Origin of the sequence: Microbacterium sp. CFBP 8794 (genome assembly GCF_014841235.1) — a bacterium.
GTDB lineage: Bacteria > Actinomycetota > Actinomycetes > Actinomycetales > Microbacteriaceae > Microbacterium.
In genome coordinates this window covers 505064-528257 of the sequence record NZ_JACYTT010000001.1, presented here as the reverse complement: position 1 = coordinate 528257, position 23194 = coordinate 505064, and the positions used below count along the sequence as shown (strand labels likewise).

13 protein-coding genes are annotated in these 23194 nt (G+C 66.1%); 10 read left to right on the top strand and 3 right to left on the bottom strand.

The genetic code is table 11. From position 1 onward, the window contains the following. Positions 1-138: 138 nt before the first annotated feature. The 3 genes from IFU19_RS02355 (at position 139) to IFU19_RS02345 (ending at position 11873) form a co-directional block, all read left to right on the top strand. The gene (locus IFU19_RS02355; RefSeq protein ID WP_192012826.1) at positions 139-6636 is read left to right on the top strand and encodes a DUF3320 domain-containing protein; all 6498 of its coding nucleotides are present in this window, start codon (positions 139-141) and stop codon (positions 6634-6636) included. 33 nt (positions 6637-6669) lie between these two features. Further along, positions 6670-7917: an exonuclease domain-containing protein gene (locus IFU19_RS02350; RefSeq protein ID WP_192012825.1), complete on the top strand. Its 1248-nt coding sequence runs from the start codon at positions 6670-6672 to the stop codon at positions 7915-7917. A 62-nt stretch (positions 7918-7979) separates the two neighbouring features. Then, positions 7980-11873 (top strand): type ISP restriction/modification enzyme, encoded by a 3894-nt coding sequence (locus IFU19_RS02345; RefSeq protein WP_192012824.1) that lies wholly within the window; start codon positions 7980-7982, stop codon positions 11871-11873. Between the two features lie 356 nt (positions 11874-12229). On the opposite strand, the gene IFU19_RS02340 is transcribed toward IFU19_RS02345, so the two are convergent. Then, a complete protein-coding gene (locus IFU19_RS02340; protein WP_192012823.1) occupies positions 12230-13693 on the bottom strand; it encodes a hypothetical protein in 1464 nt (487 codons plus the stop codon). Between the two features lie 749 nt (positions 13694-14442). Between IFU19_RS02340 and IFU19_RS02335 the strand changes: the two genes are divergently transcribed. The 3 genes from IFU19_RS02335 (at position 14443) to IFU19_RS02325 (ending at position 16416) form a co-directional block, all read left to right on the top strand. Next, positions 14443-15006: a dihydrofolate reductase family protein gene (locus IFU19_RS02335; RefSeq protein WP_192012822.1), complete on the top strand. Its 564-nt coding sequence runs from the start codon at positions 14443-14445 to the stop codon at positions 15004-15006. 74 nt (positions 15007-15080) lie between these two features. Continuing rightward, positions 15081-15362 carry a hypothetical protein gene (locus IFU19_RS02330; protein WP_249405304.1) on the top strand — a complete coding sequence of 94 codons (282 nt, stop codon included), beginning with the start codon at positions 15081-15083 and terminating at the stop codon, positions 15360-15362. 151 nt (positions 15363-15513) lie between these two features. Then, positions 15514-16416 (top strand): hypothetical protein, encoded by a 903-nt coding sequence (locus tag IFU19_RS02325; RefSeq protein WP_192012821.1) that lies wholly within the window; start codon positions 15514-15516, stop codon positions 16414-16416. A 598-nt stretch (positions 16417-17014) separates the two neighbouring features. Here the strand turns inward: IFU19_RS02325 and IFU19_RS02320 are convergent. Together IFU19_RS02320 and IFU19_RS02315 are read right to left on the bottom strand one after the other, a co-directional pair. Further along, on the bottom strand, positions 17015-18202 hold the full coding sequence (locus IFU19_RS02320; RefSeq protein ID WP_192012820.1) for an MFS transporter: 1188 nt from the start codon (positions 18200-18202) through the stop codon (positions 17015-17017). Then, entirely contained in the window at positions 18199-19038 is an 840-nt protein-coding gene (locus tag IFU19_RS02315) for a MurR/RpiR family transcriptional regulator (RefSeq protein WP_055832427.1), read from the bottom strand. The genes IFU19_RS02320 and IFU19_RS02315 overlap by 4 nt, the downstream gene beginning before the upstream one ends. A 160-nt stretch (positions 19039-19198) precedes the next feature. Here IFU19_RS02315 and IFU19_RS02310 point away from each other — a divergent pair, with 160 nt between their 5' ends. From IFU19_RS02310 to IFU19_RS02295, 4 genes are read left to right on the top strand one after another with little or no spacing between them, the layout of a single operon-like run. Continuing rightward, positions 19199-19813, top strand: coding sequence for a tripartite tricarboxylate transporter TctB family protein (locus IFU19_RS02310; protein ID WP_192012819.1), 615 nt, complete (start codon positions 19199-19201; stop codon positions 19811-19813). A gap of 1 nt (position 19814) precedes the next feature. Next, positions 19815-21338 (top strand): tripartite tricarboxylate transporter permease, encoded by a 1524-nt coding sequence (locus IFU19_RS02305; RefSeq protein WP_192012818.1) that lies wholly within the window; start codon positions 19815-19817, stop codon positions 21336-21338. A gap of 46 nt (positions 21339-21384) precedes the next feature. After that, positions 21385-22401, top strand: a complete 1017-nt coding sequence (locus IFU19_RS02300) for a tripartite tricarboxylate transporter substrate binding protein (RefSeq protein ID WP_192012817.1) — start codon at positions 21385-21387, stop codon at positions 22399-22401. Next, positions 22398-23024, top strand: coding sequence for a methyltransferase (locus IFU19_RS02295; RefSeq protein WP_192012816.1), 627 nt, complete (start codon positions 22398-22400; stop codon positions 23022-23024). The genes IFU19_RS02300 and IFU19_RS02295 overlap by 4 nt, the downstream gene beginning before the upstream one ends. Positions 23025-23194 lie beyond the last annotated feature (170 nt).

Sequence of the window (23194 nt, the reverse complement as noted above, 5' to 3'; positions counted from 1 at the left end):
CCGCGGCAATGCTGGCGTTCCATCCAGCCGCCAGACGATGCGCACAAGACAGAGGAGCTTGCCTTCTGAAACTGCCGCGCACGATCCTCTAGGCTCCGATACCACGGCCAAGTCGTAACGGTCGTCGGGGGGAATGTCATGGCTATCGATACACGTCAGATCATCGGTGGGTCCGTCGACGACCTGGCAGAAGGCCTCCGCCCGTTCATCGAGCGGGTGTTCGCGGAGCGTCTCCCCGATGGGCCGTCGTGGGTGCAGATCGTCGCTCACAAAGACGAGCTCGCGGGCAGACCGACCTCACACCATCATGCGAATGACGTCGGACTGATGTTGCGAGTGATGACCGAGAAATTGGGGAACCTCGGCTACCCCTTCGACGGTCATATTTCGCGACAAGCGACGAACTGGGCGAGTGAGATGCGCGAGGTGCGCAACAAGCATGCACACCAGGTCGAGTTCAGTCTCGCCGAGACCTATCGAGCGCTCGATTCGGCCGAGCTGCTCCTTCGCGAAGTCGGCGCGGCCGACGAAGCGCAGCGGATCGCGGCGCGTAAGCCGGCGGTGCTGTCGGCACTGGGCGGCGGGGCCACCGGCCGCTCGCTCCCCTCACCGCCGAGCGCGCCGCTTTCGCCACCCCCGGTCGCTCGGCCCGCCGCGCCATCTGCTGTGCCGCTTCCCGCGCCGCCGGCCACCACCCCACCATCCACCCAGTCGGAAGCTACAGAAGTATCGCCGCTCACCCGCCGTCAGCTGCGTGAGCAGCCCAAGACGGACGTGTCCGCGACCCCACCTGCTCCGGCGCCGAGCGCGCGTCTTTCGCTCGACGCGGTCACCGAGCTCAGCTACGCCATGGCGCACGCGCGCATCGTGCCGCTGCAGGAGATTCGGGTCTCGTACGCCGGGCCCGAGCTTCGCGGAGCATCTCTCGAGATCGAGGCCGCCACGGCCAGTGGTTCTCTGGGGGCGCCCAAAGTCGTGATTCTCGACCTCGCACCCGGTCTGAAGACACTCGCTGGGCTCGACCTGCTGTCCCTCGATCCAGCTCCGATGCTCCAGGTCGACACGGAGCAGCCCGGCTCCATCACTCTGACTCTGCGCGGACCGGACGGAGCGTTGATCGCCGATCATCGGCATCCGGTCCACGTGCTCGCCGCGAACCAGTGGATCGCCCGGGAGCTCCACCTCGGCCTCGAGCTCCTCGCATCCTTCGCTCAGCCGCAGGCGAGCGCGTTGACGCCCATCCTGCAGCGTGCGTCGGACCTGCTGAGGCAGTCGAGCGGCCGCACAGAGCTCGACGGATACCAGAGCGACAACCCGGCGAGGGTGGATGCAATGGTCGCGGCCATCTGGGATGCCGTGCGCGAACTAGACCTCCGCTACGCGGAGCCTCCGGCGAGGTGGGGCCTGCGCGGGCAGAAGGTCCGCACGCCGCAGGAGGTGCTCGAGGGGCGGCTCGGAACGTGTCTCGACACGACGCTGACGCTCGCCGCGTTGCTCGAGCAGGTCGGGATCAACTCGACGCTGTGGGTGGTGGACGGCCACATCTTCCTCGGGTACTGGCGTGAGGATGGCAGCCTCGGTCTGCCCGCGACCACCGACATCGAAGAGGCGGTCAACCTCGCGAAGCTGGGCCGGATCTCGTTGCTCGAGACGACGCAGGTGACCGGCGGTGCAGCATCCGCCACATTCGACCTCGCCCGCGCCACGCCCCAGACGTACCTCGAAGCGCGCCGCGACGAGATCCTCGGCATCACTGACGTGCGCGCAGCCCGTGAGAACGGAATACTTCCGCTCCCCAGCCGCACGGTGGGTCCCGACGGTGAGGTGACCGTCGTCGAGTATCGACCGCTGGACCGCGTCCTGGCGCCGTTCGTCGCCGACCAGCGCGATGCGCAGGGCCGCGCACTGGCTCCGCCGCGGGTGGCGCAGTGGAAGAATTCTCTGCTCGATCTGAGTCTCCGCAATCGCCTCATCAACTTCACGAGTCGCGCCGGGTACCAACTCGCGGTGCCGGGCGCGGCGCTCGGCCGGCTCGAGGACATGATCAACGGAGGAGCAGGCGTCACTCTTCTCGCGTCCGACGACGTTCCCGAGATCGCTCGAGAGCGTGGCATCCGCTTCGGTCGCGACCGCGATTCGGTCGATCGAGAAGCGCTCCTGGCCGACAAGAGGCAGGCGCACCTGACTGACGTCACACAAGCGGCCTACACGACGAGGCTGCGCGCTCTGGCCGCGAAAGCGAAGACCGTCACCGAAGAGACCGGGGCGAACAACCTGTACCTCGCGTTCGGCACCCTGCGATGGGAGTTCAACGACAGGCAGCTCCAATCGCCGCTCGTTCTCGTCCCGGTGACATTGGAAAGCGTGTCGCGTGGCCAGTCCTTCCGACTCGTCCTGGACGAGGCAGGTGCTTCCACGCCGAACTACTGCCTCCTCGAGAAGCTGAAGGTGAGCTTCGGTATCGAGGTGCCCGGGCTCGCGAATCCGGCGACGGATGCCGCGGGTATCGACCTCGGCGCCGCGTTCGATGCGGTGCGCCAGGCGATGGTAGACGCCAAGCGGCCCTTCGTCGTCGAGGACACCGTTCACCTCGGCATCCTGCAGTTCGCGAAGTTCCGGCTGTGGAAGGACCTCGACGACAACTGGGAGGAGCTCGCGACGAACTCGCTCGTCACCCACCTCATCAGTTCGCCGAATGAGGCGTACATCGACGCTGTACCGGCGCCGGTCGACGTCGATCTCGATGCGCTCTCGGCGCAAGTTCCCGTCTCAGCGGACTCTTCGCAACTCGAGGCCGTCGTCGAGGCCGTCGAGGGCCGCACGTTCGTGCTCGAAGGCCCCCCGGGCACCGGCAAATCGCAGACCATCACGAACCTGCTGGCTCGTTCGTTGGCCTCCGGGAAGCGCGTGCTCTTCGTGGCAGAGAAGCGCGCGGCGCTGGAGGTCGTGAAAGATCGATTGGATGCCGTCGGACTCGGCTCCTTCTCACTCGATCTGCATGACAAGGGTGCGCGGCCGAATGCCGTGCGCGAGCAGCTCCGGGCCGCGCTCGACGCCACTGCCCGGCCCGATCGAGCGGCGTTGTCAGCGCAGCGCGAGGCGGCGGAGTCCAGTCGTGGCGCGCTGTCGCGCTATGCGCAGCGGGTACACGAACCGAACGCGGCAGGTCTGTCCCTGTACTCGGCTCGATCGCAGTTGCTGGCATCGGCTGCGGACATCCCGCCGTTGGATGTGCCCACTTCCCTGGTCGCGTCGGGCGATCACATCGACCAGCTGCGCGCGACTCTGCGGGAGCTGCCGGCGGTCAGTGATCTCGCCCGCCCGGCGGCTACGCATCCTTGGGGCTTCGTCGACGATCCCGATATCGACGCGGCCTCTCTGCACAACGCGGCCCGCACTTTCGACGACGCGCTCGCAACTGTCGGTCCGAGTGACCTGCTGTCGCGCGTGCAGGGACCGCAGCAGATGGAAGCGTGGGCGGGTGTCGCTCGCGCGCCGCGTCATGCTCTCCACGCGCTCGACCGTGTCCAGCCCGAGTCGGTTGATGACCTCGTCCGGCGGCTTGCAGCGGTGGCCGCGCAGCCGCCCGCATGGCTCACCCAGGTCGATCCGCGGGTGCTCTCGCGCAACGTTCGCGACATTCACGCAGCCTCCCTGGCCGCGGATGCGTCCTCGTTCTTCGGGCGCAAGAAGCGTCGGCGTGCGGTGCTGGCCCAATTCGCGACCGACCTGCGCGTCGAGCAGACAGCGATCGACCTGCGCGGTCTGTCGATACTGACCGGCGCCATGGCCGAGACGGCCGCACAGGTCGATGAGTTGCGTGGTGAGCTGCAGCGACAGCCCGTCGTGGTGGCGCCCGTGGACGTCAATCCCTATATGCCTGGCGCGGCGGAGCAGGTGGGAGCGGCCCTCACGTGGGTGGGGTGGCTCTCGAGGACCCTCTGTTCCGATGTCTCGCCAGCCGGAGATCTCCGCTCGGACCTGCGTCGTGTCTACGAGACGACGGCCCCCGATGCGGCGTCGGCCGAGCGGTACGCGGCGCTCGCCGCGGCGTGGCGGGCAGTGGCCGCTGCGAGCATCGCTGATCCCGGTGGTGCGTCATCTGACCACCTCGCCGCCTGGGCGGGCGAGGAAAAAATGGCGTCGAGCTGGGAACGGACTCGGACGGCGCGGAACCTGGCGACGACCGAACCGGTCACGCTCGGCCGCTGGATCGACCTGCTCCGGCACGTGGAACCTCTGCGGCGCCATGGGATGAACACGGCGCGGGAGGCGATCCTGGCCGGGCGCGTCCGTGCCGACGACGCGGCGCTCGCCTTCGACAAGGGGGTCGCATCGGCGTCCCTCGGTGAACGCGAAGACGCCACCGCGCTCAGCGACTTCGATCCCGCCGCGCACAACCGGACGATCGGGCGGTTCGCGGCGAGTTCGGCCGCCATCCGCGGCGAGCTTCCGCGGGCCCTGCCCGCTGACATCCTGTCTCAGCGGCGATTCGACCCGAGCTTCGACGGCGGCGACATGGGCGCGCTCAAACGTCAGCTCTCGCGGCAGCGCGGTGGGGACAGCGTGCGGACGCTCATGGACAAGTACGGCGATCTGATCACCCAGATCACGCCGTGCATGCTCATGAGCCCGGAATCAGTCGCCCGGTTCTTCCCCGCCCGCGCCGGGATGTTCGACATCGTGGTGTTCGACGAGGCTTCGCAGATCCGTGTCGCGGATGCCGTGGGGGCGATGGGACGAGCGCGTTCGGTCGTGGTGGTCGGAGACTCCAAGCAGATGCCTCCGTCGACCTTCGCCGAGGTGACGGCCGACGGCGATGAGGCTGAGGCGGATGCAGGCGTTGTCGCAGATGAGGAATCCATCCTCACGGAGTGCACACAAGCGCGAGTTCCGAGCAAATGGCTGTCGTGGCACTACCGCAGTCAGGATGAGGCGCTCATCGCCTTCAGCAACCATCAGTACTACGAGAGCCGCCTGTCGTCGTTTCCGGCGCCGCTGCGTGACGCCACCCCATCCGCACCTGACGCGCTCGCCGCGAAGAAGCCCGACTATGGGCTTTCGCTCGTGCGCGTCGACGGTCGGTTCGAGCGTTCGGGTGGGCGCGGAGTCCTTCGGACGAACCGCGTCGAAGCGCAGACGATCGTCGACGAGGTGATCCGTCGGTTCGCTGCCGCCGGCGAGGCCGCGCCGTCGATCGGCATCATCACGTTCAACGTTCAGCAGCGCGAACTGATCGACAACATGCTCCGCGACGCTTCAGATGAACGCATCGGTCGCGCGCTCGATGAGCGCGATGGATTGTTCGTCAAGAACCTCGAAAGCGTGCAGGGCGACGAGCGCGACACGATTCTGTTCTCGGTCGCCTTCAGTAAGAACGACCGCGGAATGCTTCCACTGAACTTCGGGCCGCTGTCCCGCGCAGGGGGAGAACGCCGGTTGAACGTGGCGGTCACTCGCGCGCGACGACAGGTTGTGCTGTACGCGAGCTTCGATCCCGCTGAGCTGCGTGCCGAACAGACCTCGGCCCGTGGACTCAAAGACCTGAAGTCCTATCTCGAACTCGCCGCGCGCGGAGTCGCGCCGACCGATGACTCCACGTCCCGTGTGCCCGTGATCGATCGCCACCGTGACGAGATCGCCGCGGTACTGACCGAGCGCGGACTCGTCGTGAAGACGGATGTCGGACTCTCGGACTTCCGTATCGATCTCACGCTCGCATCCGCGTCCGATCCCGCCCAGCCACTCATCGCCGTCCTACTCGACGGAGAGGGCTGGCGCGCGCGCCGAACGGTAGCTGATCGCGATGGCCTGCCTGTCGATGTGCTCGGCGGGTTGATGCGCTGGCCGGGGATCGAGAGGGTGTGGCTGCCGGAATGGCTCGATGATCCGGACGCCACCGCCGACCGACTCGTCGCGGCGGTGGAAGCCGCTCGGGCCGGGGGTCGGTCTGTTGCAGACACGACGGTGGAGGAGGTCGAGAACCTCGATGCGCTTGCGGCAGAGGAGCCGGTTGAGCCCCTGCGTGGAGGGATGCCAGTCGAGCAGGAGGAGGAAGCCACCGGCGCGACGCATCCGCACGTCCGCCCATTCATGCCCTGGCCGACCACCCCGTCTGGGGGAGTGGATGTGCTCGACGCGCTTCCGAGTCGATCTGCTGCTGAGCGGGTTCGCTCTGTTCTTGTTGAGGCCATCGCCGCGGAGGGGCCAATATCGCGAGCACGCCTGGTGAGACTGGTGGCGGAATCGTTCGGACTGTCTCGTGTGTCGGGGACCCGGGCAACGGCCATCCTCGGTCTGATCCCGGATGCTCACACCCGCCAGGGCGACGAGCAGTTCGTCTGGCCGGCGGGCGTGGACGTCGCCACCTGGCGAGATGTTCATACGAGTACTCCGGGGGAGAGTCGACCGCTCGAGTCCGTGGCTCTGGAAGAGATCGCGAACGCGATGGCCGTCGTCGCTCAGCTCGGCGGTGGGGTGCGCGAGGACGAGATCAAGCGGGAAGCTCTGCGGCTGTTCGGTGGGAAACGGATGACGACCCAGATCTCCGAGCGACTTGCCGAGGCTCTGACGATGGCGGTGGCCACCCGACGGGTCGAGCTCGCGCCGTCGGGGGCCTATCTCGCGCGATTCTGAGTGGCGAGGAGCGAGGTTCGGACGACGGATAGAGTGACCTCGATCACCGGGGGGCACAGTATGGGGCGAGGGTTCGCTGTCATCGATCTCGAAACGACAGGTCTGTTTCCGCAGAAACACGACCGCATCGTCGAGGTGGCGATCGTGCATGTGTCGCCGACAGGCGTCGTCGAGGGAGTCTGGGAAACGCTCGTCAATCCGATGCGCGACATGGGTGCGCAGCGCATCCACGGCATCAGTGCCGCTGCGGCCGCGCGAGCTCCGGAGTTCGGTGCACTCGCTCCGTCCATCGCCTCGCTCCTGCGTGGGCGGGTGCCTGTCGCACACAACGCCAGCTTCGACGCCCGGTTCTTGGCCCACTCCATGGAGCAAGCCGGTCTGGTGTGTCCCGGTGACGAGTACTGGATGTGCACGATGCAGCTCGCGGGCACGTTCTTGCCGGGAAATCGGAGTCTCGCCGACTGCAGCGCTGCGATCGGTTATGCGATAGAGAACGCTCATCGCGCCTCGGCGGATGCCCTCGCTGCGTCGGCGCTCCTTCGCGCCTACATCGGTGCGGGCCACGATTCCGCGTGGTGGGATGGTTGGCTCGCGACCCCGGGTGAGTGGCCGGATGAGTCGTGCGATACGACGGCCTGGCTGGCGCGCACGGACTCCGACACGGCGCCGCGGTCTGTTCTCGAGCGGCTGCACGTGGACGTAGCGACCGATGGCGCCGTCGACGACGGCGCATTGAATCTCGATTACCTCGCTCTGCTCGATCGCGTCCTCCTCGATCGGTACATGTCCGCGACGGAGACCGATGACCTCATTCGATTCGCCGCGGAGCTCAATCTTCCGAACACGGCAGTGCGCCGCATCCACCGCGCCTACTTCGACGGGTTGGTTTCAGCTGCCTGGGCCGACGGCCAGCTCACGGCTGACGAGTGGGCCGATATTCAGAAAATCGGTGGCCTGCTCGAGATCGACGCGAAGACGATCACCGGCGCCGCTTCGAAACCGGATGCCGCGGCGCCTACTCTCACCACCGGCTTTCGCCTCTCGCCGGGTGACACCGTCGTCATCACCGGCGACACGCGCCGAGATCGAGCGGCATGGTTTCAGATACTCACCCAGCGCGGTCTGATCCCGAAGGACAGCATGGTGAAGAAGGCGAAGGTGCTCGTTGCCGCCGACCCCGATTCGATGTCTGGGAAGGCGAGACAGGCGCGCGCGTGGGGGGTTCCGATCATCACGGAGGAGGGCCTTGAGAGGTTGATGGGACTGGTCGCTGCCGAGTAGCGGTGCCGTGGCACCTCAGATCGATGCGGGCCACGTCGGCCGCCCGACCTAACATTGCCCGTATGAGCGTGATCGAACCCGTACGAATCTTCCTCTCCTATAAGAAGGATGATGAGCCGGGCGACCGTCGCGGCCGGCGATTCATCGACGAGCTTGTCGCTCTAGTCAAGGCGCGGGCGTCTATAGCTGCGATGGAAATAGTTCTGTGGTACGACCGTGATCTCGCGACAGGCCAGGAATGGGAAGAGGAGATACGTAAGGAGCTGGCTCGGGCAGACGTGTTCGTGCTCGCCTACTCCGCTCGATTCTTCGATGCCGCGGGCTTCATCGCCAAGCACGAATTGCCGACGATCACGGCACGCATCGCAAAGACCCCGATCGTCCCAGTAGTACGGAACGGGGTCCAGCTGCCGGATGGAATACCGCCCGCCTTTGCCGCTCTGCGTCGAGTGCAGGCGGCGGCTGAAGGTCAGGCGATTGACGAACTCGATCCGGACAGTCGGGCAGCCGCGCTTGATGCTCTGGCGGATGACGTCTTGGCGGCCGCCGCCCGTGCGGTTGCTGGGCGGTTGAGCTCTTCGATCCGGCCCGTGGTCGAGCGTCTCATCGACGATGTTGCGAAGATTTACGCCGATCAGGCGGCCCGTATTGGGACAAACCCTGAGGACCAACTGAAGGTGCCTGTCGTGACTGCTTTCAACAATCTTGCCGGGATCGTCACGGGGCGGAAGCTGACCGTCAACACTGAAGATGGTCGCCCATCGGACGAAGTTACTGGAGTGCGTCTTGACATCGCCGTCATTGACAAATCCGGATATCGCGTCGGGCACACCGAGTTGAAAGCACCGACGAAAGGGGCGAATCCTGCTAGCGCCACTGGCATGAGCGGCTGGACCGCACATGACCGTGCCCAGTGGCAGAGCCTCAAGGGGCTTCCTAATCTCATCTACTCCAATGGGTACGACTGGACCCTCTTTCGAGGCGGCGTAAAGGTCGCGGACGTTCGCTTGGGGGACTTCGCAGGTCATACGCTCCCCGACGTAGAGCTCCGTAGGTTTGGCGAACTGATCACTCAGTTTCTCCAATGGAGCCCTCAACCCCCCAGAACCGCGCGCGCGCTGGCTAAGCGCTTGGCCCCCCTTGCTCGCCTGCTTCGTGATGCTGTGCGTGGCGAACTGGAACTGTCGAAGGCGCGCCCGTTAGACAAGCTTTCGCGGATGCACCGCACGTGGCAAGAGGTGCTAATGCCAGATGCGACGTTGGACGAATTTGCAGATAGCGTCGCGCAGACCTTCACCTACGGCCTGCTGCTCGCACGGGTCGAGGACCAGATCTCGCTGCCGCTGGATCCTGATGACGTTGCGCAGGCGCTGCGGTCTCACGGACACCGGCTGCTGGGGTCTGTCCTCGATCTGTTCGCGGACAAAGCAGTGCGATCACGTCTCGAGGAGCCTATCGGGCTCATCGAGTCTGCCGTCGCAGCCGTCGATCCGAGCAAACTTTCGGGACGCAAAAACACTTGGCTCTACTTCTACGAGGACTTTCTGGCCGAGTATGATCCGAAGTTGCGGAAGGATGCCGGCGTCTATTACACCCCCGTGGAGGTAGTCCAGGCGCAAGTGCGCATGATCGATTCGGTGTTGATCTCGCGCTTAGGGAAGGCGAAGGGGCTTGCGTCCCCCGACGTCGCAGTGCTTGATCCGGCCGTCGGAACCGGAACCTACCTTCTAGCTGTGGCTGAGCGAGCCCTGAGCCACGCGGAAAGCGCGGGCCTACCTCTTCATGATGTTCGACGCCAGCTCAGGCGGCGACTGCACGGTTTTGAAATTCTCATAGGGGCCTATTCGGTTGCTCATTTAAGGCTCTCCCAGTTGCTACAAGTGCCGACGGACGCCGAGATGGATTCGGGCGTGCATATCTACCTATCGGATACGCTGAGTGCTCCGATGGCCGAACACGGGTCGATGAGCGCACCACCGCTGTTTGTTAGCGAGGTCTTCGACAATATCGTCGAAGAGCGCAGACGTGCGTCGGTAGTGAAAAGCGGTCAGACTCCCGTCCAAGTTGTCATCGGAAATCCGCCGTACGACCGTTCGAAAAGAAGTTCCGACGCTAGCAACGTTGTCCTTCACGGAGTGCCAGGCTCCGTTGAGCAACCACCTTTGATCGATGTTTTTCGTGACCCGGTCATACAGGCAGGTAAAGGGCAAGCGATAAAGCACAACCTGGATGATCCATACGTGCACTTCCTGCGATGGTCGATATGGAAAGCGGCAGAACAGACGCCGGGCATACCCGGAATCGTTTCACTGATCACAAATTCTTCGTACCTGCGCAGCTCCCCATTCCTCGGAGTGCGCGAGCACATGCGTCGTATGTTCGACGAGATCTGGATCCTGGATCTCGGTGGCGACAACCGCGGGGCTCGCCCCGAGCCGAATGTGTTCAACATTCAGACCCCAGTGTGCATAGTCGTCGCTCTGCAACGCCCGACCCAAGACGATGGGAAGAAACTGACACCCGCAGCTCGGCAGAAGAAGCCCGCGCGCGTTTGGTACCGGCGGGTCGGAGGTACACGAGACGAGAAGCTGGAAGAGCTCACAAGGGTCGTTCAACTGGATCCAACTGACGCATCCTGGCAGGAAGTCGTCCACTCATCGCGTGAATGGGGGGCACGGTTCGTGCCAGACGGCGTCACCGACTTCTGGCGCTGGCCCGAGCTCACCGACCTATTCCCCTGGCAGCATTCAGGGGCTCAGTACACCCGAAGCTGGCCAATTGCGCCGGACCCGGCAATGCTCGAGCATCGCTGGGCGGAGCTTTACGCTTCGGGCTCGGCAGACTCGGAGATGTTCAAGGAGAGCCGAGGAAAACGCGCCCGGCCGGGTGTCGTTGCCGGAGTGACTTCGCGTCCAAGAACTGGGCAGGATCTGATGACGGGCCAGCCGCTACCTGCGCTGGACGCTCATGGCGCGAAGGATACGCAGGTCGCCGCAACTCGTTACGGTTTCCGTAGCTTCGATCGAATGTGGTGCTTGGCGGACACTCGACTCGGAGACTTCCTACGTGCGCCCCTCTGGGCGACGTACAGTGGTGAGCAGGTCTATTTCGCGACTATGACGCAGTCGCCTCTGGGGCGCGGGCCTGCGGTGACGGTCAGCGCGAACGTCCCAGACCTACACTTCTTCTCGGGACGCGGGACAAAAGACGTGATCCCTATGTGGCGAGATGTATCGGCCGCCAACGCCAACATCAATCACAGCCTGTTGACGTCACTTGGTGAGACGTATGGCGAATCCGTTGACGCGTCCGACGTGTTCGCTTACGTGTTTGCACTGCTCGGCACCTCTGCCTACACGGAACGATTTGCGGATGATCTCGCCGAGTCCGCGCCGCGCGTTCCGCTCACGACTTCGCGGGACCTCTTTCACGAAGCCGCTGATCTCGGGAAGAAGTTGATCAGGTGGGGGACCTATGGAGAGCGATTCGGAGAGCTGAACGCATATGGTCAGCGGGTCGCAACCGCGGCGTCCGGCAGCGCGATCCTGAGTGTGCCTACTTCTGACGGGCCGTATCCGACAAAGTTTCGTTACGACGCCGACGCGCGAGAGCTATTCGTGGGGTCCGGGGTGTTCGCTAATGTGCGGCCGGACGTATGGGGATTTGAGGTCTCCAAGCTGCGAGTAGTTCCGTCATGGCTTGGGTATCGAATGCGGGATCGCAAAGGCAAGAAGACGTCGCCCCTAGATAGCGTTTCTCCAGCAGAGTGGCGCTTCGACACCGAGCTCCTCGAACTGCTCCACGTTGTGGAAGCGTTTGTTGACGCCACCAAAGAAGGCTCCGATCTTCTCGATCGCATCATGGCCCACTCGCTCGTGTCTTCAGAGAAGCTTCCATCTCCGACGAGACCCGAGCGGCTCGCGCCGGTCGGGGGGGCACTTGTCGACGTCTTATAGCGTATGGACGCTCGCTGAAGCTCATGAATTCCTGCGGGATGCGACGGCGTACACCGCACACCGCCGGGTTAGAGCGCGAAAGCTGACCAGAGACTCGTCATGGCAGACGACGAATGGATCCGTGCTTAAGGCCCGCGCCGGGGACTGGGAGCTTGGCGCTGGCGAGAGAAGATGGACGGTGGCGGCGGAGATTTTTGAGAGGACCTACGTCGCGGTGTCACAAGGCCTCTATGAGAAGACCGTCAGTGTGGTTGCGCGTCAGATGCAAATCGATGCGGACATCGTGACTTTGGAGGGAACGGCGCACGCTGACCCTGGCGACTGGCTTGTACGGAACCCGGACGGTGACGTTTGGCCTATCTCGAACGGTGATTTTCAGCAGCGATACTCTCCTGAATGACGTAGCCAAACATGGCTGCGAGCGCCGGGTATACCTTTCGAGGCAGATCTAATAGATACTCTCGCGCCGATGGAGTCAACTGATTCCACGGAACGGCGTCCGCACTCACCGTCCCGTCAGTGCGTCGCCAGGCTGGCCAAGATTTGCCCGCCTCGTCCTGCCAGCGTCGATGAGTCAACCAGTCGTCATGCTCCGCTTGGGCGATTGCAATTTCCTGTTCTTCGGAGAGCACCACAGCCGTGCCCGTCCGAGAAAGCTCGAGCCCGAACTTGTCAAGCGTCTGCAACATAGCTTGTGCTGCCAGGATGGACGATTGTTCTTCGCGGCCATTGACGGTCGTGCCCCAAGGTGGCATCCGACGATGAAGCGCGCTGTGCGCCTGATGAAACGCGCGGCCGAGTTGCCGAGACACGCCGTCCGCCACTATCTGAAAGCCGACGCCAGCCTCGAGAGGGTCAACAACGAAGAGCGAGCGGCCGAGGCGCTGTTGCAGCCAAGGTATCGACTCCAATAGTGCGCGGTCGGCCACCGCGACGACAGGGTCGTTCGACGTCATAAGCAGATTGATCGCATCGGATCCAACGGCCACTGTCAGGCTGAAGGGCCCTCTGTTCACCAATTCAAACTTCGGCGGAGAGCCGAGAATTGCCTGCGCCCTGGCAGCGTTGGCCAACCATTTTTCAGTAACGCGGTCCGCTGACCAGATGCGGACTCGAAGCGTCGACTGCTGAGTCATTGCGACCTGGAGGACCGCCTCAACGACGCTTTGGCCAATGTTGTCGCGGGGCGAGAAATTCTCTAAGGGTGGCAGTGAGCCTCTCAAGATCGGAGGGCGCAATGCAGCGGTCATCTCTTCCGATCGAATGAGGACGCTTGGGCGGACGCGTTCAGATAGATGGATCGTCAATAGCTGTTGCGCGATCAGGGCATTCTCCCCTTCATCGCCTCCTGCCACGATGATGTGTCCTGCGCCCTGTAGCGCCCTGACCACAGGCCGCCTACGGGCCAGGTCCGGCCACGAAGGCAACGGCAAGTCTCCGTCCTCGGCAATGTGAAGCACTCTCGAACCCGTTCGACGGGCGGATGTCACGATCACTTTCGCTTCTGTCGACTGGCCGATTACCACGACATCTGAGCGTTGACGAAGCGCTCTGGTCCGCCTCAGGCGGTCTCGAGTCAAATCCGCAACGGCGGTAAGCGCGGTTGTGAAGGTGATCCCGAGAGCAGCGATGAGTCCGACGACCATCGCCAAAGACGGACTTGCTGGTTGCCCTGGGGCGGGGTTATAGCTCCCGACAAATGCCCCGAGGCTCAGGTAAAAGACGTGCAAAGGATGGAACCCGGCCGCCTCGCTGCTACCAACCACGACATTCCAAGTCAGAATGAAGACAGCAATCCCGATCAACCACCAACGCTTCACACCGCGAGCGTATCGTCCGCGTCCGCGATACGTCGCGATGCGAACGAGTGGTCCCGCGGCGTGTCGGACGACCGCGCAATCGGAAAAACTGAGCGGCCCGAATCAATCGGGAAGGATTGTTGCGTGATGGCGTATTGAAGTGCAATGCGCCTGATAGTGGAAGCGTCAAAGCACGCAAGCGCCACCGGTGAGCACCGCCGTTCGAGGACTGTTCGCGACACCTGCCTGCATCCGCAAAAAACCTGAACAACGGAGTAAAACCTTCGCATATGGTGCCCTGCGAGGTGGTGTCGAAGGATGGAAGCGGGGCGTTGGATCCGGTATGTTTCGGCAGGCGATCTCATACGCGCTTGAGGGTACCTGCGACCTACAACTGGCGTCGAAGCGGTCGTGGCGTACAGTTCGACGTCCGGTCGCACCTTCTTCCGATTCAGTGTCGAAAGCGGAACTATCACCACGGACGAACTGAATGCCGGCGGGCTTCGTGTCTCCTGCATCCGGGCCTCGCCGCCGAGTTCGAAGCGCTGCAGGACCGGCCGTGCGACCGCATCGTGCTCACTGACAGATCGCTGGATGCGATCAACGAACTCTCGAGCGAAGGCGGCAGGCCACGATCGCCGGGTGTCGGCTCACAGCCCTCGGCCCGGTGCTCGGCGTCGTGGACCAGGGGCCGGCGCCGGGACGCACAGTGGCACGATGAGCCCACCGCACGTCACATGAGGCGGCCCTCCAGCCAGAGAAACGCCACCATGACCCAACCCCTCCTCTACGGCATCAACACCACCCTCGACGGCTGCGTCCACCACGAAGCCGGTCTTCCACCCGACGCCCAGTCGATGGCGTTCTGGACCGATGAACTCCGCCGCTCCGACTCCCTGCTCTACGGCCGCGTCACTTACGAGATGATGCAGGTCGCGTGGCGCCGGCCCGCGTCGGGGGAGTGGCCCGAGTGGATGGATGCCGACGACGTGCCCTTCGCCGCGGTCATCGACGCGATGCCCAAGCACGTGGCATCCACGACTCTCGACGCCGTCGACTGGAACGCCGAACTGCTCGGCGCCGACCTCGCCGACGCCGTTCGCCGTCTCAAGGAGCGGCCCGGCCGGGGCATCTCGCTCGGCGGCGTGCAACTCCCGGCCGCGCTCGCCACGGCGGGGCTGATCGACGAGTACACCTTCGTCGTACACCCGGTGGTCGGCGGGCGCGGGCCACGCCTGCTCGAGGGCATCCGGGATCAGTTGCGGCTTGAGCTCGTCGCGCGACGGGAGTTCCGCTCGGGTGCCAGCGTTCAGCGTTATCGTCCGGTTCTCTAGACCACCGGACGATGGGTCGGACGCCGGGGAGGAACGGTCGGGCGGGGCCGTCACCGCGGCGCGAGGATCGGAGAGTGACGACGACTGCACCCCTTCCCACGACTCCGACGGCCTCGACGAGGTACGGCGGGCTCATCATCGTGGTGCTGCCGAGCTTCCTGTTGGTGACCGCCGAGTTTCTGCCGAACGGGGTGCTCACCGAGGTGGCGCCGTCGCTCCGGATCACTCCGGGGCCGGCGGGACAGACGGTCACCGTCACCGCTCTCGCCGGACTTCTGTTCGCGCTGACCGTCGGCCTCCTGCTGCCCCGCCTCGATCGTCGCTCAATTCATCCGGGTGAAATTTCGCTCAAATAACATGTTTACATGAGCATTTTCATACGCTCTTCCTGCGGTCTTCGCTCTCCCGCCGCCCATGCGGTCGGACTCGTCGCGCTCTCCCTGGCCGCAGTGAGGTGGAAAAATGAGAATGTCTTCCGCTCGTCGTTGGGCCAAGCTTCTACGACCCGTGACCATCGCGGCGATCGCGTGCTGCGTCGTCGCGTCCTCCGTCTCGCCCGCGTCCGCGAGTTCGGCCGTAGACACGTCCGATCCCGCGGATGTCGCCGCTCTTGTGGCCAAGGCCGCACCCGACGAGGCGCGTCCGGTCGACACCGCCGCGACCGACGGAGCCTTCCAGACGTCCGTCGCCGGAGCAGACGCCTCTATCCCGGTCGACCCGAACAGCCCCATCGAGATCAGCACGAACGTCGGCGGGCGCGAACTTTCCGCCAGCATCTCGCTGCCAGATGGACTAAGTCTTGCTGCCGGCGCTGCCGCTGCCGACGGAACGGTGGTCTTCGCGAGCGAGAACGACGCGACCGTCGCCGTGCAGACTCTGGAATCAGGGGACACCCGCATCCAGACCGTGATTCCCCACGAGGGGGCGCGGCACGACGCGGAGTTCGGCATGGACGGCTTCCGAGCCATCATCGACTCGTCCGGCAACGCAGGCTTCATCGAGGACGGGCGCGCGGGGGCGTTCATCCCCGTCGACGCCCCGTGGGCGACCGATGCGAGAGGGGCAGCGGTGTCCACGTACTACGAGGTGCGTGGGGACAAGCTTGCCCAAGTCGTCGTTCCCGCCGCTTCGACGGCATATCCCATCGTCGCCGACCCTACCTGGGGATGGAGGAACGCCGCGTGGGGTGTCACTCTGAGCCGATCCGAGACCGCGAACATCAAGGACTACACCGGTGCTTCCGCATTCTGCGCCGCCCTCGTGAGGAATCAACGCCTGACTCTGGCCTGTGGCTTATGGTCGGGCTACCTGCAGGTTCAGGCTGCGACCGCGAACAACCTCCGCCCCAAAGGCTGCTTGCACATCGTGGTCGCCCCGCTCCCCGGCGCCATTTCACACACGTCCTGCTGAACCGTGCACGAGATCCTCGAGATCCTCAGAGTCCCTGTCGTCATAACCATGCTCTCGATCATCTCTGGGGTATGTACAGGGCTGGCCGCCGAGTCGGGAAGTTCGCGCGCACTGTGGTGCTCCGCAAGTGCCGTGTGCCTCACCGGACTCAGTCTCGCGTCCCTCGCCCCAGACGCGACTCTCGCCCCGTCAGGTGTCGTTCTGGGTTTCGCTGTGACCGCGATCTTCAGACGTCGCCGTCGGCGACGGCCGGTGCCGGGTGGAGACGGCGAAAGGTGACGTAGGGAGCATCCCGCACCAGGCGGGGTGCTCCCTGTCCCTGTTCCGCAGGTCGATGATCCACCACCTCAGCTGACCGGCGAAGCTCTCACGAATCGGGACGGGAATCTTCGCGGCTCCCTCCCCGATACGGATCGGCCCCATCACGCAGGCCTATCGCGCCTGCACGTCAGAGACCACGGTTCTGAACCGCGTGCGACAGGTCACCGCATCCCTTCTCTCGATTCGGCCGATTCGAACTCCGAACTGCTCGACGGCGACCTCGGCGACGCCGTCCGCAGAGTGCAGCGAAACAGGGCCGTCTCGTAGCGTCCGCCCGCTACTCCGGAGTTTCGCCGTCGCGATCACTCGTCCGCGAGGTCGCGACGATGGCCACCCCCACGGCGAGCACGGCCGCGTTCGACCAGAAGATCGCCACGAGCCCGAACGGCCCGGCGACGAGGCCCACGCTCACCGGGATCAGCACCTGCAGCACGCGGTTGGCGGTCAGGCGAAGGCCGAGGGCGGCGCCGTGCACCGCGGGAGGGGTGATCGCGGTGGTCCACGCCATGGTGAGGGGCTGGGGGAGGCCGAGGGCGATGCCGAGAGCGATCATCACAGGGATCGCGCCCCACTGGTTCGCGAAGGGCAGGGCGACGAGACTCGCGACGCCCATGAGCATCGCGACGACGAGCAGGGTGCGGCGGCCGAATCGCGCAACGATGCGGGCGAGGCCGAGCCGGCTCACGACCGAGACGATCGCGCGCAGGGCGAGCAGAAGGCCGACGGTGACCGGGGCGATGCCCTTCTCGACCGCCCACAGTGGCACGAAGGTGTAGAGCAGGTCGACCGTCACGAGCACGGCTCCGCTGACGGCGAGCGCCCGCCACAGCTCGGGGGCCTTCATCACCGCCGAGAGCGGCGCGCGCGGGGCCTTCGCGGCGGTGGTGCGGCGGTGCGTGTCGCCGTGGCGAAGGAAGAGGATCAGCGGTGTGGCGAGCACCGTGAAGGCGAGGCAGACGGCGAAGCCCGCGGTCGTGTCGGGCTGATCGCGTGCGGCCAGGGTCGCGGCGATGGTGACGGCCGGGGGACCGATCAGCTGACCGATGGATGCCGCCGCGCTGAGGGTGCCGAAGCCGCTGTCCATCGAGCCCCCGCGGCTCGCGTGCGCGACGAAGGTCTGCTGGCCGATCATCACGCAGAGGTGGCCCAGGCCGATCGTGAGGGTCGCGGCGAACAGCAGCAGCACGGTCGACGGCAGGGCGAGCACGACGATCGCGCCGGCCGAGGCGATGAGAAGGCCGGCGAAGGCGACGGTGCTCCCACCGAAGCGGTCGCAGATCTGGCCCGCGGGAAGCGCCGCGACGATCGTCGGAACGGCGAAGGATGCCGCGAGCGCGGCGAGCAGCAGCGGATCCCCGCCCAGCTCGAGCGCCCGGTAGCCGACCATCAGCCGCACGCCGACCCACGAGGCCTGCGACAGCGCTGCCTGGGTGCTGAGCGCCGCCCGCCAGGCGGGGCCGGTCACGGCCGGAGGGGGATCTCGTCGGTGCCGCCGAGCATGCGGGTGAGGCCATCGATGTCTTCGCGCACGGCGTGGTACCGCTCGGAGTCGAGGTGGTAGACCGCGAGCTGAAGCGCGTAGCAGATGGCCATCGGCACGAAGAGGGTGCGGTACTCGCTGTCGGCACTGCGCAGGGCCGCGATCAGGTGGTCGGGAGCGGGCCGGAACTGCGCGCCGGGCACGTCGGTGATGAGCAGGCTGCGTCCGCGTCGGCGCTGTGCTTCGGCGATGAGGGCGGGGAGCATGCGCGGGGTCTCGCGCAGCGCGAAGCCGATCAGCATGCTGGTGGAGTCGAACGGTACGAAGCGTTCGGCCAGGTCTTTCGCCTGGGGCGAGAGGGTGACCACGACCATCCCCAGGCGCCGGAAGCGTCGGGCGAGCAGCTCCTGCAGGGAGCGGGCGTCGCCGTTGGCGAAGATGTAGACGACGCCGGCGCCGGCGATGTCGCGGGCGGCGGCGTCGATCGCGGACTGGGGAACGAACTCCGACAGGCGTTCGAGGCCGGCTCGCTCGTCGGCGACGAAGGATGCCAGGTCGGCCCCGGACTCCTGCCGCATCGGCGCACCCGAGAGCGCGGGGTTCACCTCGTCGGCGCGCAGGTCGCGGCGCAGGTCGGGATACCCGCGGTAGCCCAGCTTCTGCGCGAGGCGCACCACGGTCGACTCGTGCGTGCCGGCCTGGGCAGCCACGTCGGCCGCCGTCGTCGATGACGTCGCAGCGCTCAGCAGCACCGTCATGACCTTCTGCTCCGTAGCGCTCAGGGCGGCGGTGTTGCGAGTCGCGACGGCGCGAAAGCTCATGTTCTCTCCTTCGAGGGCACGACGCCGATCGAGCGGGTCGGTTGTTGACAAGTTTGGACCATCCTGCAATCCTGTGCAAGTGCGCAAGTTGCGTGGAACGCCTTGCACACACATAGCACGGAAACCCGCAGAGAGGCGGATGACGATGGCGTCTGATGTGGTGGAAACCTCGTCCCCGACGAGGGCACGGCAGTACCTGGAGTGGTCTGTCGTGGCGATCGGTGCCGTCGCGGGCATCGCGGTCATGGTGTCGGGCTTCGGCTACGGCCTGACGAACGTGACCGGGGTCGGCGCGGGGTTCTTCCCGGTCGTCGCGGGCGCCACGATCGCGCTCGGCGCTGTCCTCTGGGCGCTCCAGCTGCTCGGCGCGGCTACGGCGCGGCGCCGCGAGGCGAGCCGGGCGGACACACGGCCCCCGTTCGAGGCCAACCGCGTCGACCCGCCCACCGACACGGCGATCGGCGTGCTCGTCGTCGACGGGATCGACGAGGAAGACGACGACATCGCCCTTCCCGACCGGCGCGGAGTGCTGCGCGTCGCCATCGTGGCGGGGGCGCTCGTGCTCTCCGCGATCCTGCTTCCGGCGCTCGGCTACCTCCTCACCATGACGCTGCTGCTCTTCAGCGTCATGACGCTCGTGAGCGCTCGCCGCTGGTGGGTCGCCCTTCTCATCGCCGTCGGTGTCGCCGTCATCAGCCGGTTCGTCTTCGCCGACCTGCTCGGCACCGCCCTCCCGCACTCGAGCATCACCGTGCTCCGCATGATCGGCCTCTGACATGGAATTCGGCGCTCTCTTCCAGGGACTCCTCACCGTCCTGACCCCCGAGAACCTTCTCTTCGCCCTTCTCGGCTGCGTGCTCGGCATGCTCGTCGGCGTGCTGCCCGGCTTCGGGCCCGCCGCAGCCGTCTCGCTGCTCATCCCGGTAACCTTCGGGCTCTCGCCCACCACGGCGATCATCATGCTCGCCGCCATCCTCTACGGCGCGGCCTTCGGCGGCACGATCACCGCCGTCCTGCTGCGGATCCCCGGCGAAGCCTCGTCGGTGGCGACGACCCTCGACGGGTACGAGCTCGCCAAGCGCGGGCGCGGCGGCCCGGCGCTCGTGATCGCGGCGGTGGGGTCGTTCATCGGCGGGCTGGTCGGAGTCGTCGGGTTCGTGCTCGTCGCCCCCTTCGCGCGGATCGCGCTGGAGTTCGGCGCCCCCGAGCTGTTCCTCGTGTCGTTCCTCGGGCTGCTGCTCATCACGAGCTTCGCGGGCAGCAACCCCGCCAAGGCGCTCATCAGCGCCGGCGTGGGCCTCGCGATCGCCACGGTGGGCCTCGACCCGGGAGTCGGCATCGTGCGCTTCGGATTCGACATGCCGCAGCTGTTCGACGGCATCGGCCTGGTCGCGATCGTGATGGGCGCCTTCGGGCTCAGCGAGATCCTCGCCCAGGCCCAGCGTGGACCCGGCGGCATCGCCAAGCCCCTCTCGATCGGACGGCTCTACCCCACCCGCGACGACTTCCGGCGCTCGTGGAAGCCCTTCTTCCGCGGCTCGATCATCGGCTTCTTCATGGGTCTGCTCCCCGGCTCTCCCGGGGCCGCGACCTCGCTGGCCTCGTACGCCGCCGAGAAGCGCTTCTCGAAGAAGCACCGCTCCGAGTTCGGCCGCGGCGCCATGGAGGGCGTCGCCGGACCCGAGTCCGCCAACAACGCCCTCGCGGTGTCGTCGATGATCCCGCTGTTCACCCTCGGCATCCCGACGTCGGCCACGGTCGCGATCATGGCGGGGGCGTTCACCGTCAACGGCCTCATCCCCGGGCCGCTGCTGTTCCGCGACAACCCCGAGGTCGCCTGGGCCATCATCGCCAGCTTCCTGGTGGGCAACGTCATCCTGCTCATCCTCAACGTGCCCCTCGTGCGCGTCTGGATCGCGGTCCTCCGCCTGCCGTTCGCCTACCTGATGGCCGCGATCCTCGCGTTCATGTTCCTCGGCACGTACTCGATCAACGGCAGCACGTTCGAGATCTTCGTCATGGTCGCCGCGGGCGTGATCGGGTACGTCTTCCACCTGCTGCGCGTGCCGCTGACGCCTCTCGTGCTCGCGATCATCCTCGGCCCGATGCTCGAGGAGAACTTCCAGCGCTCGCTCGCCCTGTCGCGCGGCGACTGGGGAGTGTTCATCAGCAGCCCGATCGCCACCGGCCTGCTCCTCGTCTGCGCCCTCGCCGTCGCGCTCGGAGCGAGCCGCCCCGCCCTCGCCGCCTTCGTGCGGTCGCGGTCGCGGTCGCGGTCCCGCGCGCGGATCGACGCCTAGTCCTGTCCCTGCTCACCCGTCATCCCCACCAGAAGGAGAAATCAGCATGCGAACCCGCTCCCTGACCCTCACCGCCGTCGCAGCCTTCGCTGCCGTGGCCCTCGTCGGATGCTCGTCCGCCGCCGGCACCACCTCGAACGGCAACGGCGCCGACGAGGCCTGGCCCGCCGCCGGAACCGACATCGAATGGATCGTCCCCTCGGCAGCCGGTGCCGGCAACGACATCCTGGCCCGCATCGTCGCTCCGGCCATGCAGGAATCCCTCGATGCCAACATCCAGGTCGTGAACCTCGAGGGCGGCAGCCAGGTCGTCGGTCTCAGCAAGCTCGCCACCTCGGCACCCGACGGAACGACGTTCGGCTACACGAACATCCCGTCGATCCTCGGTCGCTACCTCGACCCCTCGAAGAACGCCACGTTCGATCGCGAGAGCTTCCTGCCGGTCGGCTCGTTCGCCACCAACTCGGTCGTGATCGGCGTGGCCGCGAACAGCCCGTACAAGACCATCGACGACCTGTTCGCCGCCGTCGAAGACGACCCCGGCACGATCACCGCGGGAACGGACTCGCGCGCCGGCGACGACCACGTCAACCTGCGCATCCTCGAGAACGAACTCGACCTGGGGTTCAACATCGTCCACTACAACAGTGGCGCCGACAAGGTGGCCGCCGTCATGTCGGGCGAGGTGAACTTCGCCCTCGGCGGGGTCTCGAGCTTCTACGGCCCGTACAAGTCCGGCGACATCCGCCTTCTCGCGATCATCGAAGACGAGCAGAGCGAGCTCATGCCCGACGTGCCCACCCTGACCGGCGCGGGCTACGAGGTGGCGCCGATGAACAGCCGCTTCACCCTGTCGGTGCCGGCCGAGACGCCCGAGAACATCCGCTCCTCGCTGGAGGCCGCGCTCAAGGTCGCCGCGGAGGACCCCGCGGTCGTCGAGAAGCTCACCAACGCGGCCACCGTCGCCTCGTGGATGCCGGGTGCCGAGGTCGAGACGCTGTGGGAAGAGCGCGAAGCCACGATCTCTCCCATCATCGACGAGCTGCTGCAGGTCTCGAAATGACCTCGGCCGTCGCGACAGCCGTCGCCGAGCGCGCGCCCCTCAGCGCCTCGGAGCGCGAACGTCTCGCGCCCCTGGCGGCCTCGGCGGTCGTGGACTCCATGCAGCGCCTCGGGTCTCCGGATGCCGGGATCTCGCCGACGTGGGTGGGTGCGCGCCTGGTCGGCCCGGCGCCCACCGTGCCCACGGCGGCGGGCGACAACCAGATTGTGCACGCCGCGCTCGACGTCGTCCAGCCGGGCGAAGTCATCGTGCTCAACGGCTTCGGCGACACCACGCGGGCCCTGATCGGCGACCTCATCGCCGAGCGGGCGCGGAGCCTCGGGGTGGCGGGCTTCGTCGTCGACGGCTGCGTGCGCGACGTCGACGCGATCCGCGAGCTGGGCCTCCCCGTCTTCGCTCGCGGAGTGACGCCGGCCGGTCCGTACAAGAACGGCCCCGGGGTGATCGGAGGCGCCGTCGCCATCGGGGGAGTGGCCGTGCTCACGGGCGACGTCGTGGTCGCCGACGCCGACGGCGTCGTGTTCATCCCCCGCGCGCAGCTGGACACGATCGTCGACCTGGCGGAGCAGAAGCTCGAGAGCGAGGCCCGGAAGCGGGCGAGCATCCGGGCGTCGGTGGGCTGAATCCGCACCGGCATCCGCATGCCCGGTCATGACGAAGGGCCTCACGCGAACGGCATCACCGTCCGTGCGAGGCCCTTCCTCGTGAGTCAGCCCTGAAGGAACGGGCAGTCCGTGTAGCCGAGCTCGTCGTTGCGGTTCAGTGGGCCAGTCCCAGACCGATCGAGACCGGT